Here is an 18,171-nt window from a genome sequence, read left to right as displayed (position 1 = left end):
GTTCCGAACGGAACCGCCCCCGCTTCACGTCTCACTACGACTGGTCGTGGATGACCGCGCGGATCTCGTTCTCGACGTTGCTGGTGGCCACGAACAGCATCTCGTCGCCCGCCTCCAGCGGGTCGTCGGCCTGGGGGACGATGACCCGGCCGCCGCGCAGGATGCTCACCAGCGCCGCGTCGACCGGCAGCTTGAGGTCGCGGACCCGGCGCCCGGCCAGCGGCGTGGACTCCGGCAGCGTCACCTCGACGAGGTTGGCCTGGCCCTGGCGCAGCGTCATCAGCCGGACCAGGTCGCCGACGTTGACGGCCTCCTCGACCATCGCGGCCAGCATCCGCGGCGTGGACACCGCGACGTCGACGCCCCAGGCGTCGGTGAACAGCCACTCGTTGCGCGGGTCGTTGACCCTGGCCACGACGCGGCGCACCGCGAACTCGGTCTTGGACAGCAGCGAGACGACGAGGTTGACCTTGTCGTCGCCGGTGGCCGCGATGACCACGTCGCAGGACTGCAGTCCCGCTTCCTCCAGCGACGCGAGCTCGCAGGCGTCGGCGAGCATCCACTCGGCGCCCGGGATGAGCCTCGGGTGGTAGTTGGCGGTGGTGCGCTCGATGAGCAGCACCTCGTGCTCGCCTTCGAGCAGCTCCCGCGCGATGGACTGGCCGACCGCGCCGGCCCCCGCGATCGCGATGCGCATTACTCGCTCTCCTCGGGTGTGCGTCGGGCCGCCGCGGTCACGTCGGTGACGGTGCCCGACAGCGCCGCGACGTAGACGGTGTCGTCGGCCTGGATCACGGTCTTGCGGTCGGGGAGCACGCCGCTGCCGAACCGCATGATGAACGCCACCCGCGCCCCGGTCGCCGACTCGACCTCGGTGACCTTGCGGCCGATCCAGCTCTCGTGCAGCGGCAGCTGCAGCACCGCGACCGCGCCGGACGGTTCCCGCCACGCGGTGGCCACGCCCTCCGGCAGCAGCATCCGCAGGAAGCGGTCGGTCGTCCACGGCACCGTCGCCACGGTCGGGATGCCGAGGCGCTGGTAGACCTCGGCGCGCTTGGGGTCGTAGATGCGGGCCACGACGTGCGCCACGCCGAACGTCTCCCGCGCCACCCGGGCCGAGACGATGTTGGAGTTGTCCCCGTTGGACACCGCGGCGAAGGCGCTGGCCTGCTCGATTCCCGCCTCTTCCAGGATGTCCCGGTCGAAGCCGTTGCCAGTGACCTGCTGACCGCGGAAGTCCCTGCCCAGGCGGTGGAACGCCTGCGGGTCCTTGTCGACCACGGCCACGGTGTGATCGAGCCGTTGCAGGGCGGCGGCCAGGGAGGCCCCGACCCGGCCGCAGCCCATGATCACCACGTGCACGACCTTGTCTCCTCGCTGCGGGGTGTGCTCTCGGACTTGCTGCTCAGCGGCGTCGTTCGGACGCCGCTGACCGTACCCGGGCGGACGCGATCAGGGGACCGCGACGACCGTCAGGCAACGGGCTGCTGCACCGTACCGGGTGACCGCTCGGGAAGGGCACCACGCCACCCCGGATGTGACCTGAGAGCAATTCGAAAGCCCGCATTCACCGGTCCCCCCGCCCCACCGCTTACGCTCTGTGCCGTGTCCAAGCTCGCAACCGCCGCGAAACGGTTGATCGTCGGTCGGCCGTTCCGCAGCGATCGCCTCGCGCACACGCTGCTGCCCAAGCGCATCGCGCTGCCGGTGTTCGCCTCCGACCCGATGTCCAGCGTCGCCTACGCACCCGAGGAGATCCTCCTGGTGCTGTCGGTCGCCGGCGTCTCGGCCTACGCCATCAGCCCGTGGATCGGCGGGCTGGTCGCGCTGGTGATGATCGCGGTGGTGGCGTCCTACCGGCAGAACGTGCACGCCTACCCCTCGGGCGGCGGCGACTACGAGGTCGCCACCGTCAACCACGGTCCCCGCTGGGGCCTGGTGGTGGCCAGCGCGCTGCTGGTCGACTACATCCTCACCGTCGCCGTCTCGATCTCCTCGGCAGCGGCCAACATCGGCTCGGTCATCCCGTTCGTGGCCCAGCACAAGGTGCTGTTCGCGGTCGGCGCGATCGCCCTGCTGACCGCGATGAACCTGCGCGGCATCCGCGAGTCGGGCACCTTGTTCGCGATCCCCACCTACGCGTTCGTGATCGGCGTGCTGGGGATGATCTTCTGGGGCTTCTTCCAGTCGTTCGTGCTGGGCTCGGACCTGCGGGCGGAGAGCGCCGGGTTCCAGCTCGCGCAGGAGGAGAGCCAGTTCGCCGGGGTGGCGTTCGCGTTCCTGATCCTGCGGGCCTTCTCCTCCGGCAGCGCCGCGCTGACGGGTGTCGAGGCGATCAGCAACGGCGTGCCGGCCTTCCGCAAGCCCAAGTCCCGCAACGCCGCGACCACGCTGGCGCTGATGGGCGGCCTGGCGATCCTGATGTTCCTGGGCCTGATCATGCTGGCCCGCGTCACCGGTGCCGTCGTCGCCGAGGACCCCGCGCACCAGCTCATCGGCGCCCCCGAGGGCTACCACCAGAAGACGCTCATCGCGCAGCTGGCCGGGGCCGTGTTCGCCGGCTTCTCGCCGGGGATCTGGTACCTGGTGTTCTTCACCGGTCTGATCCTGGTGCTGGCCGCCAACACCGCGTTCAACGGTTTCCCGGTGCTGGGCTCGATCCTGGCGCAGGACCGGTTCCTGCCGCGGCAGCTGCACACCCGGGGTGACCGGCTGGCCTTCTCCAACGGCATCCTGTTCCTGGCCTTCAGCGCGATCGTGCTGGTGATCGCCTTCGACGCCGAGGTGACCCGGCTGATCCAGCTCTACATCGTGGGCGTGTTCGTGTCGTTCGTGCTCAGCCAGAGCGGCATGATCCGGCACTGGAACCGGCTTCTGCGCTCCGAGGCGGACCCGGCCGCGCGGCGCCGGATGCGCCGGGCGCAGGCCACCAACGCCTTCGGCCTGTTCATGACCGCCAGCGTGCTCGTCATCGTGCTGATCACCAAGTTCACCCACGGCGCCTGGATCGCCATCGCCGCGATGGCCGCGATCTACGTGCTGATGACGGCGATCCGCAGGCACTACGTCCGCGTCGCCGACGAGCTGGAGGAGTCCGAGACCGACGCGGTCCTGCCCTCCCGCAACCACGCGCTGGTGCTGGTCTCCAAGCTGCACCTGCCGACGATGCGGGCCATCGCCTACGCCCGAGCCACCCGGCCGGACGAGCTCGAAGGCGTCACAGTCAACGTCGACGAGGAGGACACCCGCGAGCTGACCGCCGAGTGGGAGCAGCAGAACCTGCCGCTGCCGCTGAAGGTCCTCGAATCGCCGTACCGGGAGATCACCCGGCCGGTCCTGGAGTACGTCAAGCGGATCCGGCGGGACAGCCCGCGCGACGTGGTGACGGTGTTCATCCCCGAGTACGTGGTGGGGCACTGGTGGGAGCAGCTGCTGCACAACCAGAGCGCGCTGCGGCTCAAGAGCAGGCTGCTGTTCCAGCCGGGAGTGATGGTCACCAGCGTGCCGTGGCAGCTGGAGTCGTCGACGAAGGTGCGAGCGCAGCGGATCACCTCGATGCCCGGCGCGACGCGCCGAGGACTGGGGAGCAATGGAAAGGGAAGCGGTGACCGAAAAACCGGACTGGACCGGTAGGCGCCTGGAGGTCGAGATCGGCCCGGTGGCCCACGGCGGCCACTGCGTGGCCCGGCACGAGGGGCGGGTGGTGTTCGTCCGCCACGCCCTGCCGGGGGAGACCGTGATCGCGGAGGTCACCGAGGACAACGGCGGCGGTTTCTGCCGCGCCGATGCCGTCGAGGTGCTCCAGGCCGCGGCCGGGCGGGTCAGCCCGCCGTGCCCGCTGGCCGACATGGCGCTGGGCTCCGACCGGTGCGGTGGTTGCGACTTCCAGCACGCCGACGGGGAGACGCAGCGCGCGCTCAAGGCCGCGGTGATCACCGAGCAGCTGCAGCGGATCGCGGGCCTGGACTGGCCGGTGGAGGTCCGCGAGCTGCCCGGCGGGTTGCTGCGCTGGCGCACCCGCGCGCGGCTGGCCGTCGACCGCAAGGGGCACGCGGGGTTCCGCCCGAGCCGCAGTCACCGGGTGATCCCGGTGGTCGACTGCCCGATCACCGTGGAGGGCGCCGTCGAGGAGCTCGCCGACCGCCGCTGGCGGCCGGGCGCGGAGCTGACGGTGGCCGCCGACGGCGAGGGCGAGCTGCACGTCACGGCCCTGGACCGCAAGCCGCAGCGGCGCCGCGGGCGCCAGCAGGCCGTGGCGCGCCAGGTCGCGGGCAGCGGCGTGGCGCACGAGTCGGTGCGCGGCCGCTCCTTCGAGGTGGCGGCTCAGGGCTTCTGGCAGGTGCACAAGGCCGCTCCGGAGACCTTCACCGAGGTCGTGGCCCGCTTCGCGGCGGTCCCGTCCGGCGGCACGGCCTGGGACCTCTACGGCGGCGTGGGTCTGTTCGCGGCCGACCTCGCCGAGCAGGCGGGCCCGACGGGTTCGGTGCTGCTGGTGGAGTCCTCGCGCCGCGCCGTGGAGGACGCGTTGACCAACCTCCGCGACCAGCCGCAGGTGGAGTTCCGCGCGGGCACCGTCGAGCGAGTCCTCGCCGACGAGGACCTGCCGAACCCGGACGTGGTCGTCCTCGACCCGCCCCGCAAGGGCGCGGGCCGCGAGGTCGTGCAGGCCATCACGGCCCGCGAGCCGTCCCGGATCGTCCACGTCGCCTGCGACCCGGCGGCCCTGGCCCGCGACGTCTCGCTGTTCGCCGAGAACGGCTACCGCATGGTCGAGCTGGAGTCCTACGACGCCTTCCCGATGACCCACCACATCGAATGCATCGCCCTCCTGGAGCCCGTCTCCGCGAGGGCCTGACAGCGGAGACGGGCTCCTCGGTGGAAGCCGTCTCGTGAGCGCTTCGACCCGGCTTCGCGGGACCGGTTGACCGGGCACGCGTGCGCCGACGAGGTGACTCCGATGGTTAGGGTGGCCGCTGGTTGAGGAGGTGGGCCGTGTTCGGTGAGGTGCCAGGGCGGGTCGATCGGCGGGCGGCCGAGGCCGTGGGACGGCGTTGGTCGCGCGCGAACGCGCTGCTGTCGGTGACGTGGGCGTGGTGCGCCGCTGAGCTCGTCGTCTCGCTGGTGGCGCTGGCCTGGACCGTGCTCTCGGGGCCCGAGCTGCCGCTGGTCGGCAGCCCGAAGCGCGGCGACCTCGTCGGGCTCGCGTTCGTCGCACTGATCGTCCTGCTGCCGATGCCGCTCGCCTCCTGGGCGGGCAGGCGCGACGCGGACGGGATCGACTGGCGGCTCAAGCCCGACGGCTGGCTGATGTACGGATTCATCGTGGGGATCGCCCAGGCCCTCGGGCTGTTCCTGTCGATCACCTACACGGCTCTGCCGCTGTGGGTCCGCATCGGTGTCGGGATCATCGGGGCCGCTGTTCCGGTGGTGGCGGCCCTCCTGGCTCGGCGGGCGATCCTGGCCGAGCCGTTGCGGGAGATCGGGGGCAGCGAGTTCGTGCTGGTGAAGGGGCTGCGCTCGCCTCAAGGCGGGGGAGAGGACTCCGTCAAGATCACCGGTGACTCGATGCGGCTCTCGGTGCGCACCGCTGCCGGACGACCGGCAGGCCAGGCTGCGGCGAAGGACATCCGGCTCGCCGACATCACCGAGATCGGCGTGCGCCCCGCTCGGCCCGACGACGGCGCCTGGGCACCGCTGGCCGACGGGCGGGGTGCCTCGCTGCCGGAGGGCGACGTCGTCGTCATCCGGACCCGGACCGACACCCAGCTGCTCCCGGCCGACACCGAACTCGCCGAGCTGCTGCGGGCGCGAGCCGCCCTGCACGGCGCGGAACCCGCACGCATCGAGGACTGGACATGAGCGCGCAGGAGCACATCCCCGAAGTCCTCCCGGCCCCGCCCGAGACCGGCACCGAGACCACCCCGGTCGCCGGAAAGCCCAGTGCCGCACCGGAAGCGGTTCCCGGCCGCGTCGTCCGGGCATTCGCCCTCGGGGCGTTCGCCATCGTGGTGATCCCGCTCGGGTTCGTCGTGTGGAGCATGCGGGAGCTCGTGCCCGGTGTCGGCATCGCCGGTGTGGTCGGCGTCGCGGTCGCGACCGTCGCCTGGCTCCTCGACGTGCGCACGCCGCGGCGCTGGTTCGGGTGGGCCCTGCTGGCCGGGTTCTCGGCGGCCTACGCGAATCTCGCGCTGGCACCGGTCGAACTGCTCGCGCTCGTCGCGGTCGTGGTGTGCCCGCTGCTCGCGCGAACGGCGCACGAGCGCCTCACCGCACCGGGTTTCGACCTCGCCGAGCGCGACGTCGAGGTGGGCTTCCCGATCTACCGGCACCAGAGGGCGCAGCTGCGGGTCGAACGCGACCGCGCCGTCCTCGCGCTCGGCCGGATGGCGGGCGGCGGTCACGTCGACCAGGCGATCCCGCTCGCCGAGGTGTCGCTGGCCCAGCCCGGCGAGATCGTCGGCGGGGACGCCTGGCCGCTGCCGGGCGCGACGGCGCTCCGGCTGGTCGAAGGACCCGCCGTGCGGGTCGTGGCCGGGCAGCAGCAGTGGATCGTCAACGTCGAGGACCCGCGGCTGGTCGCCGCGATCCTGCGCAGGCGGCAGAGCGCCGCGTGGTCGCTGCGGACCGGCCCGCAGGACCTCGGTTCCTGGCACGCGCTGCGCAAGTGGGCCACCGCGCAGAACACGACATTCCGCAACGGCAAGCAGTCCCAGTCCTACCGGGTCTTCCGGCCGCTGCTCGGGTTCTTCTTCGGCGTGCTCGGCCTGATGCTGCTCACCATGCAGATCACGGGCGGCGCCGCGACGCCGAGCGCGTGGCTCGCCGCCGCGGCGATGCTGCTCGTCGGCGCGTTCCTGGTGGCCGGCTGGCTCCGGCAGCGCGCGCGACTGGCCCGCGCCGAGCTCCACTCGCTGCCGCCGAACAGCCCGAAGTGGGGAGACCCGCGACCCGAGGTCGCCCCACTGCCGAGCTGGCGTCCCTGGGCCTAGCCCGGACCGTCCGGGAGGTTCAGCTTCTCCGGCGTCTGCTGCTTCTCGGCGTCGACCTCGCCGTAGGAGTTGCCGTTGACGTTGTTCGGGCCGCCTTCGATGTTGGCGTGCTGGCCGACCGTCGCGGAGTTGACGTCGTTGTTGTAGGGGGTGTCGACGTTGGCGCCGGTCACGGAGCCCTCGTCGGTCTCGAAGCGCCACCCCTGCGTGTTGGAGCCGGAGACCCACTCGCCGCCGTCGCCGGTCGCGCCGCGGCCGTTGCCCTCCCAGGTGGCGTTGAGGCCCTCGTGCCGGCTCTGCATCCCGCCGGTCGCTCCGCTGATGCCGCCGGAGATGGCGCCCGAGGTGATGTCGTTGATGCCCGGCGCCTGGCCGTGGAAGCCCTGGTTGATCGTGTTGCCGAGCACGCCCGAGATGGAGCCGCGCGCGGCTCCGTAGGCGGCGGCTTCGGTGAAGTTCTTGGTGGCGTTGCCGGTCAGGTCCTTGCCGACCTGCTGGCCGATGCCGGGCGCGACGCCGTCCACCAGGCCACCGGCCAGACCGGCCGCGACACCGGAGACCGCCGCGTTGCCGGTGTTGGACCAGTCCCAGGACTGCCGGTCGCCCTTGGCGAACTGGATGCCCTGGATCGCGGCGTCGACGCCCATGTTGATCCCGACGTTGAGCAGGACCTGCTGGCCGATCTTCGTCAGCAGCTGCTGGAAGAACGTCCGCACCGTCAGCTGCGTGGCGGCCTGCGCGATCGGGATGCCCGCCGTGCTGGCGCCGAAGGTCGCCACCGCTGAGGCGATCATCGCCGCGATCTGCGCGGCCAGGATGACCAGCGCGGCGATGATGCTCATCTTGGTGTACTCGATCTCCAACGCCGCGCTGTCGGCTCCCTCGCCGAGCGCCTCGCAGAGCTTCTTCAGCTCCGGCAGGTGACCCGAACCGCCGTCGCAGAAGTCCTTCATGAACGTCTGGAAGGCGTCGTGCGTGTCGCCCTTCATGGTGGCCAGCGCCGCGCTGACGGCGCCCTCGGTCTCGCCGATCACGTCGTCGATGTCCACGCCGCACTGCGTCCACGCCTCGGCGACCCTGCGCAGCGCCGTCTCGTCGCCCTCGGGCCAGCTCGCGCCGACCACGATCGGGAACAGCCAGCTGACCTCACCCGGGATCTCGATGCCCACGTCGTCCCCCTCAGCCCTGGCTCTTGATGCCGTCGGCGTTCGCCCGGTCGACGTCGTCCCACGTCCGGGCGGTGGCGTCGAGCTCACCGCGGACCTGGTGCAGGGCCTTGGACAAGCCCTCGATGCCGTCGGTGCCCTGCTGGGAACCGGGCTCGTAGTTCTTGGCGAACTCCTGACCGGCCTCGTCACCGCCCCAGCACGCGCCCTCGGCCTGCAGCACGCCGTTGAGCTTGTCCAGCGCCGACTTCAGCTTGTCCGACGCGGAGTCGAACTTCGGCGAAGCGCCCATCAGCGCCTCGGGGTCGACCTCGAATCCCATTACCAGCGGTCCTTTCGGAAACGGGACCGGGGTTCGAAGTCGTCCCAGTCCTCCTCTACCGGCGCCTTGGACGCACTCGACGGGGTGTTCGGTTCCGGCAATTCCGGAGCGGCCGGGATCAGCTGGGCCAGCGAGGGCGCGTCCGGGAACAGGTCCGGCAGGTCGGGGACGTTCTCCTGCAGCGGGGCGACGGCCGCATCGGCCCGCGCCCGGGCGTCCCGCGCGGCCGACTGGGCGGCCTCGGTGAAGCTCCTGGCGAGCTTCTCCGGTGCGCTCGTGCGCAGCGCCGACGGCGACAGCGCCGTGTCGGTGACCACGCCGGCCGCGTTGACCCGCACCGTGACCAGACCGTCGGACGAGGTGGCCTCGCCGGTCGCGGCGAGGGCGCTGGCCTGCGCCTCGCGCAACTGGGCGGTCTGGCGTTGCAACCCGTCGAGCATCGAGCTCACCTGCTCGCGCATCGCGGCGTTGCGCGCTTCGAGCTCCGCCTTGCGGCCGTCCGGTCCAGTCATGTCGCCTCCCCTGGGATCAGACGAAAGGTAGCAACACCGCTTTCCGGGGGACACCTTCCACACGAACGTCACATTCGCAGGTCGAGCGGGTCCTGGGAGCATCGCTGCAGGTGCGCGACCACACCCGGTCGCCGCATGGCCCCTCCGTAGACTGGGGCGCACTATGCAGACGGAGCCAGGTTGCCGGCCAGGCCCCGGATTGCCTCTGTGACCGACCGGCACGACAAGCGAGGTGGAACACGGTGACGCTGCTGGGGTCCGTGCGCAGTCCGGCCGACGTCAAACGCCTGACGCACGCCGAACTGGTGGAGCTGGCCGACGAGATCAGGCAGTTCCTGATCCAGAAGGTGTCGCGGACCGGTGGGCACCTGGGGCCGAACCTGGGAGCGGTCGAGCTGACCCTCGCGCTGCACCGGGTCTTCGACTCCCCGAATGACGCGCTGCTGTTCGACACTGGGCACCAGGCGTACGTGCACAAGATCGTCACGGGACGTCAGGACGGCTTCGACCAGCTGCGCAAGCGGGACGGCCTGTCCGGTTACCCGTCGCGCGCCGAGAGCGAGCACGACTTCGTCGAGAACAGCCACGCCTCGACCGCGCTGTCCTACGCCGACGGCCTGGCCCGGTCCTTCCAGGTCACCGGGGCCGACCGGCACGCGGTGGCCGTCGTCGGCGACGGCGCCCTCACCGGCGGCATGTGCTGGGAGGCGCTGAACAACCTCGCCGCCGACCCCGAGCGCCCGGTGGTCATCGTTGTCAACGACAACGGCCGCTCGTACGCGCCGACGATCGGCGGGCTCGCCGAGCACCTCGCCGCGCTGCGGCTCAACCCCAGCTACGAGAAGGCCCTGGAGTCCGGCAAGCGCACGCTGCGCAAGATGCCGGTCGTGGGCCGCTCGCTCTACACCGGCCTGCACGCCGCCAAGAGCGGCATCAAGGACGCGATCAGCCCGCAGGTCATGTTCTCCGACCTCGGCCTGAAGTACCTGGGCCCGGTCGACGGCCACGACATGCGCGCGATGGAGCACGCGCTGCAGATGGCCAAGTCCTTCGGCGGACCGGTGATCGTGCACGCCGTGACCCGCAAGGGCAACGGCTTCGCCCCGGCCGAGAACGACGAGGCCGAGCAGATGCACCAGGTCAAGGTCATCGACCCGGAGACCGGCCTGCCGAAGAAGCCCGCGCCCAAGAGCTGGACCGACGTCTACGCCGACGAGCTGGTCTCGATCGGCGCCGAGCGCTCCGACGTCGTGGCCATCACCGCGGCGATGCTGGGACCGACCGGGCTGAAGAAGTTCGCCGAGGCCTACCCGGAGCGCTGCTTCGACGTGGGCATCGCCGAGCAGCACGGCATGACGTCGGCCGCCGGTCTGGCGATGGGCGGTCTGCACCCGGTGTTCGCGGTGTACTCGACGTTCCTGAACCGCGCCTTCGACCAGCTGCTGATGGACGTCGCCCTGCACAAGCAGGCCGTCACCGTGACGCTGGACCGCTCCGGCATCACCGGTGACGACGGCGCCAGCCACAACGGCATGTGGGACCTGTCCATCCTCGGCCTGGTTCCCGGCATCCAGGTGGCCGCGCCGCGCGACGCGGTGACGCTGCGGGAGGAGCTGCGCGAGGCCGTCGCCGTCGACGACGGGCCGACCGTGCTGCGCTTCTCCAAGGGCTCGGTCATCGAGGAGGTCCCGGCCGTGGAGCGGACCGGCGGCGTGGACGTGCTGCGCGCCGACGACCGCAAGGACGTGCTGCTGGTGGCCGTCGGCGCGTTCGGCAAGCTCGCCGTGGCCGCCGCCGAGAAGCTGGCCGCGATGGGCGTCGGCGTGACCGTGGTCGACCCGCGCTGGGTCGTGCCGGTGCCGTCGAAGGTCGTCGAGATGGCCGGCGAGCACCGCCTGGTGGTCTCGCTGGAGGACTCCGGGCGGCACGGCGGGTTCGGCTCGTCGCTGGCGGCCGCGTTGCGCGACGCCGAGCTGGACGTGCCGCTGCGCGACCTGGCGGTGCCGAACAACTTCCTCGACCACTCCTCGCGGGAGGAGGTCCTGGCGGACCTCGGTCTCACCGAGACCGACATCGCGACCAAGGTCAACGACTGGCTGTCGGGCCGTCGCGGCGCGCAGCTCCGCGTCGCCACCGAGGCCGAAGCCGCCCACGGCTGACCAGGTGGTTCCCGATTTCAATGGAAGTCAGGTCTCCGATCTCCATTGAAATCGGGGACCGGGTTTCCGTTGGATTCGCGTCACCCCGGCGCCGACGTCGACTGGTGCGGGCGCCTGCTGTGGCAGGGTGGGTCCCGTGCGAATCCTGGTCGTGGAGGACGAGAAACCGCTGGCCGAGGCGGTGGCGAGGGGACTGCGGCGCGACGGCATGGCCGTTGACGTCGCCTACGACGGCGAGAGCGGTCAGGAGAAGGCCGCGATCACCCGCTACGACGTCGTCGTGCTCGACCGCGACCTGCCCGGCATGTCCGGCGACGACCTGTGCCGCGACCTGGTCGGCTCCGGCGGCCTGACCAGGGTCATCATGCTGACGGCCTCGGGCACGGTCGCCGACCGCGTCGCCGGGCTGTCGCTGGGCGCCGACGACTACCTGGCCAAGCCCTTCGCGTTCCCCGAGCTCATCGCCCGGGTGCGCGCGCTGGGCCGCCGCGCCACGCCCGCCCCGCCACCGCTGCTGACCGCCGAGGACCTGCGGCTCGACCCGGCCCGCCGCACCGTCACCCGCTCCGCCGGTGAGGTCGAGCTGACCCGCAAGGAGCTGGGCGTGCTGGAGGTCCTGCTCTCGGCCGGTGGCGCCGTCGTGAGCTCCGAGGAACTGCTGGAGCGGGTCTGGGACGAGAACGCGGACCCGTTCACCACCACCGTGCGGGTCACGATGATGACCTTGCGCAAGAAGCTGGGGGAGCCGGGCATCATCGAGACCGTGGTCGGTTCCGGCTACCGGGTGCCCTCGGCGTCGCGCGCCGAACACGTCCGGGACTGATGGTGGGCGCGCTCACCCGACGCGGGCCGGGACTGCGGGTTCGCCTCACGCTGCTGGCGACCTCGCTGGTCGCGCTGGTCAGCGCGGTGCTGCTGTGGCTGGGCTGGGTGCTGGTCGGCAACGTCGTGGCCGCCGTGCCGCGGCTGCCCGCGGGGACGCCGGTGCGGGTCGGGGGAGTGGACGTGCCCGCCGAGCTGCTCGGCGAGGCGCTGCGCGACTCCGCCCGCAGGCAGGTCCTGCTGATCGGCGGGCTCGCGTTCGTCGCGGTGGTCGCCGCTGCCGCGCTGCTGGCCTGGCTGGTCACCGGGCGGGTGCTGCGGCCGCTGCAGGAGGTCACCGACACCGCGCAGCGGCTGTCGGCGGAGTCGCTGGACGAGCGGATCGCGCTCAGCGGTCCCCGCGACGAGGTGGCCCGGCTCGCCGACACCTTCGACGCGATGCTGGACCGGCTGCAGGCGGCCTTCGACGCCCAGCGCCGGTTCGTCGCCAACGCCAGCCACGAGCTGCGCACCCCGCTGGCGGTGGTGCGCACGGAACTGGACGTGACGCTGTCGGACCCGGACGCCGACGAGGCCGAGCTGCGCCGGATGGCCGACGTGGTCCGCGAGGCCACCGCCCGCGCCGAGCGCCTGGTGGAGGCGCTGCTCCTGCTGGCCCGCACCGAGGTCGTGGAGCTGGCGGTCCGGGAACCGGTCGACCTCACCGACGTCGTCGGCCGGGCCCTGCGCGCGGTCGAACCCGAGGCGCGCAGGCGCGGGCTGCGCGTGCGGCGGTGCACCGAACCGGCTCGTGCCGTCGGCGACCCGGCCCTGCTGGAGCGGGTGGCGGGCAACCTGCTGGAGAACGCGGTCCGGCACAACCTCGACGGCGGCTGGCTGGAGGTCAGCACCGGCGGCGACGCGACGTGGACGACGCTGCGCGTGGCCTCCTCCGGCCCGGAGATCCCCGCGGAGTCGGTGAACGGCCTCTTCGAACCGTTCCGCCGCGCCGGCGTTCAGCGCACCGCCCGCAACGGCACCGGCCTGGGCCTGTCCATCGTCCAAGCCGCCACCACGGCCCACCACGGCAAGATCCACGCCACGGCGCTGCCCGCGGGAGGCCTCGCCGTCACGATCCAACTCCCGGCCGCGCCGTGACGATCAGCGACACCAAGTGGGCAAAATAAAACCCCCGGCGCGTACCGAAGTACTGGCTAACCGGGGGACTTCGTGAAGAACTCTACCACGGCCTGCCCGCTACGCCGAGTAACGGCAGTGATACAACCCGGGGCATGATCGAGGACGCCGTCCCGGACGAGCTCGAATCGCTGTTGTCCGCAGAACGGTTGGGCACGTATTACGAGGCTGCGCTGCAATGCGGGTGCTCGCCCTTGCACCTGTGTTTGCTCGGAGGGGAGCTGGCCACCAGCTTCTACCGCGACCTCGGGGTGGTCGAGGTGGTGTTGCGGAACGCCATGAACGATCGGCTGGCTGAGATGTACGGCCCGCAGTGGTGGGCCGATGATCAACTTCTCGATGAACGCGGCCAGGTCGCCATCGCAAAGGCGTGGAAGGACGGTGCTTGCGGGGGCGATAGCTCGCCGGGCAGGTTGATCGCTCAGTTGACGATGGGGTTCTGGGTTCATCTCCTGGAACCCGGGGGTTTCGTCGGGCAGAAACCGTTTCGACAGCGACGGTACTACGACGCCACCCTGTGGAGACCTGCACTTCGCTTCGCATTCCCAGGATCTCCTCAGATCCGGAGCGACGTCCATGCGTTGGCACAGCGGGTCTATGCTCTGCGCAACCGGATTGCGCACTGCGAACCGGTGATCAGCGGGTTCCGCGTGCCAGGTACCAAGGTCCGCCGAAGCCCCGCGGAGATTCACGAAGATCTCATCACACTTGTCCGCTGGATCTCGGAGCCGGTCGGGCACTGGCTTGCCGACCGTTCGCGCACCCCTGGGATTCTTGCGCGCGTCACAGAGCTGGGAGCAGCAGAACGGTCTCCTCGATCACCCGGTCCGGTGAGCGACATCGACGCCGGTGAGCTCATGCGAGACCTCAGAGACCGAGAACGGCACTGAGCTGTTCGGACCCGTCACAGCCGCAGCGCGTCGACGTCCACGGCGAGGGGAGCGGGCGCAGCGTCCACGTGCACCGGCCCCTGGCCGCGCGATGCCGTCGTGACCAGCGAGTAGCGGCCGTTGTCGAGGCGGTAGGCGGCGAGTTCGCAGGGGCCGCCGACGTCCTGGGCGACGCTCCAGAAGTACTGCACCCCGGCGCGTTCGCACGCGTGGAACTTCTCCTGCTGCTCGGTGTGCGTGTTGCCCGGTGACCAGATCTCGCCGATCAGCAGCACGTCAGCGGCCTGGAAGGTGTTGCCCGCAGGTGGGCGGTTGAGCACGACGAAGTCGGGGATGAGCGCGGAGCGGTAGGTGGTGCTGATCTCCACTCCCACACCGGAGACGGCGAAGAGCTCGTCGGCACGGCCTGCCTGCTCGATCGCCCGGTCGAACGCCGCGATGATCCGCTTCTCCGCCCACTGGTGGTAGCCGCTCGGCGGTGGCGTCACGAGCCAGTTCCCCTCGATGAGCTCCAGCCGAGACCCGTCTTCGCGAGCGGGCAGGGCGTGCCAGTCGGCGATCGTGAACGGCCCCAGTTCGTGCTGAACAAGCGCGGTCACCGGACATCACCTCGTCTCCGTCGACTCCATCATGACAGACCCGATACCCGACCTCACGCAGCAGAACGGGGGCCGGAGTCGTGGACTCCGGCCCCCGTTGCGGTCGTGCTCGGATCAGGCGGGCAGGGAGGCCACGCCCGGGGCGAGGAACCGCTTGCCGTTGACCCGCTCGGACACGCCCGCGCGGTCCAGGTACGGCGTGATGCCGCCCAGCCAGAACGGCCAGCCCGCGCCCAGGATCATGCACAGGTCGATGTCCTGCGCCTCGGCGACGACGTCCTCGTCGAGCATGATCCGGATCTCCTCGGCCAGCGCGCCGAGCGCGCGGTCGCGGACCTGCTCGCTGGTGGAGGGCGCATCGCCCTGCTTCCACAGCTCGGCGACCTCGGGGTCGACGACCACGTTGCCGGACTCGTCGAACGTCCAGACCGCGGTCTTGCCCGCGTCGACGAACCGCTGCAGGTTGTCGCTGATGCCGAAGCGCTCCGGGAACGCCGCGTGCATGGTGCCGTTGACGTGCTGGGCGACGGCCGGGCCGACCAGCTGCAGCAGCACCATCGGGCTCATCGGCAGACCGAGCTCTTCGAGGGCGTTGTCGGCGACCTCGAAGGGCGTGCCCTCGTCGACGGCGGCGATGACCTCGCCCATGAAGCGCGTCAGCAGCCGGTTCACCACGAACGCCGGAGCGTCCTTGACCAGCACCGAGGACTTCTTCAGCTTCTTGCCGACGCCGAAGGCGGTGGCCAGCGAGGCGTCGTCGGTCTTGTCGCCGCGCACGATCTCCAGCAGCGGCAGCACCGCGACCGGGTTGAAGAAGTGGAAGCCGACGACCCGCTCCGGGTTCTTCAGCTTCGAGGCCATCTCCGTGATCGACAGCGACGAGGTGTTGGTCGCCAGGATCGCCTCGGGGGAGACGTGCTCCTCCAGTTCGGCGAAGACCTTCTGCTTGACCGTCATCTCCTCGAAGACGGCCTCGATGACGAAGTCGGCGTCGGCGAAGGCCTTCTTGTCCAGCTCGCCGGTCACCAGCGCCTTGAGGCGGTTGGTGGCGTCCGGCGACAGGCGGCCCTTGCCGGCGAGCTTGTCGATCTCGCCGTGGATGTAGGCGACGCCCTTGTCGATGCGGGCCTGGTCGATGTCGGTGATGACCACCGGCACCTGCAGGCGGCGCACGAACAGCAGCGCCAGCTGACCGGCCATCAGACCGGCGCCGACCACGCCGACCTTGTTCACCGGGCGGGCCAGGCCCTTGTCCGGCGCACCGGCCGGGCGCTTGGCGCGCTTCTGGGCCAGGTCGAACGAGTACAGCCCGGCGCGCAGCTCGTCGGACATCAGCGCGTCGGTCAGCGCCTCGGTCTCGGCGGCGTAGCCGGCGTCGATGTCGTTGTTGCGGGCCAGCTCGATCAGCTCGACGGTCTTGGTGACCGCGGGCGAGGCGCCCTTGGTCTTGGACTCGACGATCTGCTTGGCGCGCGCCACCGCGTCGTCCCAGCCCTGGCCGCGGTCGATCTCCGGGCGCTCGACGGTCTTGTCGCCGTTGACGACGCGGACCAGCCAGCGCAGCGACTCCTCGAGGAAGTCCGCGCCTTCCAGCAGCTCGTCGAAGATGCCCAGCTGCAGGCCCTTCTTCGGGTTGAGCATCTTGTTCTGGCTCAGCGCGTTCTCGATGATCACCGTCACGGCCGCGTCCGGGCCGATCAGGTTCGGCAGCAGCTGCGTGCCGCCCCAGCCCGGGAACAGACCCAGGTAGCACTCCGGGAACGCGATGGCGCCCGCGTTGGAGGCCACGGTCCGGTAGTGGCAGGACAGCGCCAGCTCCAGGCCGCCGCCCAGGGCCGCGCCGTTGACGAAGGCGAACGTCGGGATCGTCGACTCGGTGAGCCGGCGGAACACGTCGTGGCCGGTCTGCGCGATGGCCTGCGCGTGCTCGCGCTGCGACACCTGGCCGACACCGGTGAGGTCGGCGCCGACGGCGAACACGAACGGCTTGCCGGTGACCGCGATCGCGGCGGGCTCGGCGGCGAACGCCTCGTCCAGCGCGGCGTTCAGGCTGCTCAGACCACCCGGGCCGAAGGTCGACGGCTTGGTGTGGTCGTGGCCGTTGTCGATGGTGATGAGCGCGAGCTTGCCGGTCAGACCGGGAACGTCGACGAGGCGGGTGTACGCCTTGGTCACGACCTCGTCGGGGAACAGCGCCGCGAAGTCAGTCACTGCTCGCCTCCTGCGTTGTAGTTCGGGTTCTCCCAGATGACCGTTCCGCCCATGCCGATGCCGATGCACATGGTGGTGATGCCGTAGCGGACCTCGGGGTGCTCTGCGAAGTGGCGGGACAGCTGCGTCATCAGCCGCACGCCGGAGGAGGCCAGCGGGTGACCGCAGGCGATCGCGCCGCCCCACGGGTTCACCCGCGGGTCGTCGTCGGCGATGCCGAAGTGCTCCAGGAAGGCCAGCACCTGCACGGCGAAGGCCTCGTTGATCTCGAAGAGGCCGATGTCGTCGATCGTGAGACCGGCGCGCTGGAGGGCCTTCTCGGTCGCCGGGACCGGGCCGACGCCCATGACCTCCGGCTCGACGCCGGCGAAGGCGTAGCCGACCAGGCGCATCCCGACCGGCAGGCCGAGCTCCTCGGCGGTCTCCGCGTCGGCCAGCAGGGCACCGGTCGCGCCGTCGTTGAGCCCGGCGGCGTTGCCCGGGGTGACGCGGCCGTGCGGGCGGAACGGGGTCTTGAGGCCGGAGAGGCTCTCGACCGTGGTGCCCGGGCGCGGCGGCTCGTCGGTGGTGGCCAGGCCCCAGCCCTCGTCGGAGCGGGTGGCGACCGAGACCAGGTCGGGAGCGATCTTGCCCGCCTGCATCGCCTCGTCGTAGCGCTGCTGGCTCAGGGCCGCGTACGCGTCGGTGCGCTCCTTGGTCAGCGACGGGTAGCGGTCGTGCAGGTTCTCGGCGGTGGAGCCCATGACCAGCGCGGACGGGTCGACGATCTTGTCGGACACGAAGCGCGGGTTGGGGTCGGCGCCCTCACCCATCGGGTGGTTGCCCATGTGCTCGACGCCGCCCGCGATGACGACGTCGTAGGCGCCGAAGGCGATGCCGCTGGACACGGTGGTCACGGCGGTCATGGCGCCGGCGCACATGCGGTCGATGGCGAAGCCCGGCACGGACTTGGGCAGCCCGGCCAGCAGCGCCGCGGTGCGGCCGATGGTCAGGCCCTGGTCACCGATCTGGGTCGTCGCGGCGATCGCGACCTCGTCGATGCGCTCCGCCGGAAGTTCCGGGTGGCGGCGCAGCAGTTCCCGGATGACCTTGACGACCATGTCGTCCGCGCGCGTCTGGGCGTACTGGCCCTTCGAGCCGGCCTTGCCGAACGGCGTGCGTACGCCGTCGACGAAGACCACGTCCCGAACCGCTGGGCGGCTGCGGCTGTCGGCGGGTGCCGACGCAGGTGCGGCCACGGCGTGCTCCTCACTGGCTTGGTGGATGGTGCTCGGCCGAGGTCCGCGAGAGGCGGCGCCTTACCGGCCGGTAACCGCACTCTAGCG

At 71.1% G+C, this 18,171-nt stretch carries 16 protein-coding genes; 8 read left to right on the top strand and 8 right to left on the bottom strand.

Going from position 1 to position 18,171, the window contains the following annotated elements; all coding sequences use genetic code 11:
- Positions 1 to 34: 34 nt before the first annotated feature.
- Positions 35 to 697, bottom strand: coding sequence for a potassium channel family protein (locus QFW96_RS23105; protein ID WP_281457803.1), 663 nt, complete (start codon positions 695 to 697; stop codon positions 35 to 37).
- Positions 697 to 1,362: a potassium channel family protein gene (locus tag QFW96_RS23100; RefSeq protein ID WP_281457802.1), complete on the bottom strand. Its 666-nt coding sequence runs from the start codon at positions 1,360 to 1,362 to the stop codon at positions 697 to 699. The genes QFW96_RS23105 and QFW96_RS23100 overlap by 1 nt, the downstream gene beginning before the upstream one ends.
- A 243-nt stretch (positions 1,363 to 1,605) precedes the next feature.
- On the opposite strand from QFW96_RS23100, the gene QFW96_RS23095 reads away from it, so the two are divergent.
- From QFW96_RS23095 to QFW96_RS23080, 4 genes are all read left to right on the top strand, one after another.
- The gene (locus QFW96_RS23095; protein ID WP_281457801.1) at positions 1,606 to 3,633 is read left to right on the top strand and encodes an APC family permease; all 2,028 of its coding nucleotides are present in this window, start codon (positions 1,606 to 1,608) and stop codon (positions 3,631 to 3,633) included.
- On the top strand, positions 3,605 to 4,855 hold the full coding sequence (locus QFW96_RS23090; protein ID WP_281457800.1) for a class I SAM-dependent RNA methyltransferase: 1,251 nt from the start codon (positions 3,605 to 3,607) through the stop codon (positions 4,853 to 4,855). The genes QFW96_RS23095 and QFW96_RS23090 overlap by 29 nt, the downstream gene beginning before the upstream one ends.
- A 137-nt stretch (positions 4,856 to 4,992) precedes the next feature.
- Complete coding sequence (locus QFW96_RS23085; protein ID WP_281457799.1) at positions 4,993 to 5,859, top strand: hypothetical protein; 867 nt, start codon at positions 4,993 to 4,995, stop codon at positions 5,857 to 5,859.
- On the top strand, positions 5,856 to 6,989 hold the full coding sequence (locus QFW96_RS23080; protein ID WP_281457798.1) for a hypothetical protein: 1,134 nt from the start codon (positions 5,856 to 5,858) through the stop codon (positions 6,987 to 6,989). The genes QFW96_RS23085 and QFW96_RS23080 overlap by 4 nt, the downstream gene beginning before the upstream one ends.
- Here QFW96_RS23080 and QFW96_RS23075 read toward each other — a convergent pair.
- Genes QFW96_RS23075 through QFW96_RS23065 form a run of 3 tightly spaced genes read right to left on the bottom strand, consistent with a single transcriptional unit; the run spans position 6,986 to position 8,989 of the window.
- Positions 6,986 to 8,158 (bottom strand): WXG100-like domain-containing protein, encoded by a 1,173-nt coding sequence (locus tag QFW96_RS23075; RefSeq protein WP_281457797.1) that lies wholly within the window; start codon positions 8,156 to 8,158, stop codon positions 6,986 to 6,988. The genes QFW96_RS23080 and QFW96_RS23075 overlap by 4 nt on opposite strands.
- 10 nt (positions 8,159 to 8,168) lie before the next feature.
- Complete coding sequence (locus tag QFW96_RS23070; RefSeq protein ID WP_281457796.1) at positions 8,169 to 8,477, bottom strand: WXG100 family type VII secretion target; 309 nt, start codon at positions 8,475 to 8,477, stop codon at positions 8,169 to 8,171.
- Positions 8,477 to 8,989 carry a YbaB/EbfC family nucleoid-associated protein gene (locus QFW96_RS23065; RefSeq protein WP_281457795.1) on the bottom strand — a complete coding sequence of 171 codons (513 nt, stop codon included), beginning with the start codon at positions 8,987 to 8,989 and terminating at the stop codon, positions 8,477 to 8,479. The genes QFW96_RS23070 and QFW96_RS23065 overlap by 1 nt, the downstream gene beginning before the upstream one ends.
- Before the next feature lie 242 nt (positions 8,990 to 9,231).
- Here QFW96_RS23065 and dxs point away from each other — a divergent pair, with 242 nt between their 5' ends.
- The 4 genes from dxs (at position 9,232) to QFW96_RS23045 (ending at position 14,036) form a co-directional block, all read left to right on the top strand.
- Entirely contained in the window at positions 9,232 to 11,148 is a 1,917-nt protein-coding gene (gene dxs / locus QFW96_RS23060; protein WP_281457794.1) for a 1-deoxy-D-xylulose-5-phosphate synthase, read from the top strand.
- Between the two features lie 136 nt (positions 11,149 to 11,284).
- A complete protein-coding gene (locus QFW96_RS23055) occupies positions 11,285 to 11,971 on the top strand; it encodes a response regulator transcription factor (RefSeq protein WP_281457793.1) in 687 nt (228 codons plus the stop codon).
- Between the two features lie 2 nt (positions 11,972 to 11,973).
- A complete protein-coding gene (locus tag QFW96_RS23050; protein ID WP_425524785.1) occupies positions 11,974 to 13,107 on the top strand; it encodes a sensor histidine kinase in 1,134 nt (377 codons plus the stop codon).
- A 134-nt stretch (positions 13,108 to 13,241) separates the two neighbouring features.
- Positions 13,242 to 14,036 carry a CAAX protease gene (locus QFW96_RS23045; RefSeq protein WP_281457791.1) on the top strand — a complete coding sequence of 265 codons (795 nt, stop codon included), beginning with the start codon at positions 13,242 to 13,244 and terminating at the stop codon, positions 14,034 to 14,036.
- A gap of 14 nt (positions 14,037 to 14,050) precedes the next feature.
- Here QFW96_RS23045 and QFW96_RS23040 read toward each other — a convergent pair whose 3' ends face one another.
- The 3 genes from QFW96_RS23040 to QFW96_RS23030 form a co-directional block, all read right to left on the bottom strand.
- The gene (locus QFW96_RS23040; RefSeq protein ID WP_281457790.1) at positions 14,051 to 14,635 is read right to left on the bottom strand and encodes a Uma2 family endonuclease; all 585 of its coding nucleotides are present in this window, start codon (positions 14,633 to 14,635) and stop codon (positions 14,051 to 14,053) included.
- Between the two features lie 114 nt (positions 14,636 to 14,749).
- Positions 14,750 to 16,846: a 3-hydroxyacyl-CoA dehydrogenase NAD-binding domain-containing protein gene (locus QFW96_RS23035; RefSeq protein WP_281457789.1), complete on the bottom strand. Its 2,097-nt coding sequence runs from the start codon at positions 16,844 to 16,846 to the stop codon at positions 14,750 to 14,752.
- Positions 16,843 to 18,084, bottom strand: coding sequence for a thiolase family protein (locus QFW96_RS23030; RefSeq protein ID WP_281457788.1), 1,242 nt, complete (start codon positions 18,082 to 18,084; stop codon positions 16,843 to 16,845). The genes QFW96_RS23035 and QFW96_RS23030 overlap by 4 nt, the downstream gene beginning before the upstream one ends.
- Between the last annotated feature and the right edge of the window lie 87 nt (positions 18,085 to 18,171).

Source organism: Saccharopolyspora ipomoeae (genome assembly GCF_029952525.1).
Lineage (GTDB): Bacteria > Actinomycetota > Actinomycetes > Mycobacteriales > Pseudonocardiaceae > Saccharopolyspora > Saccharopolyspora ipomoeae.
Note: the sequence above shows the minus strand (reverse complement) of the source record. Positions and strands in the feature narration are given on the sequence as shown.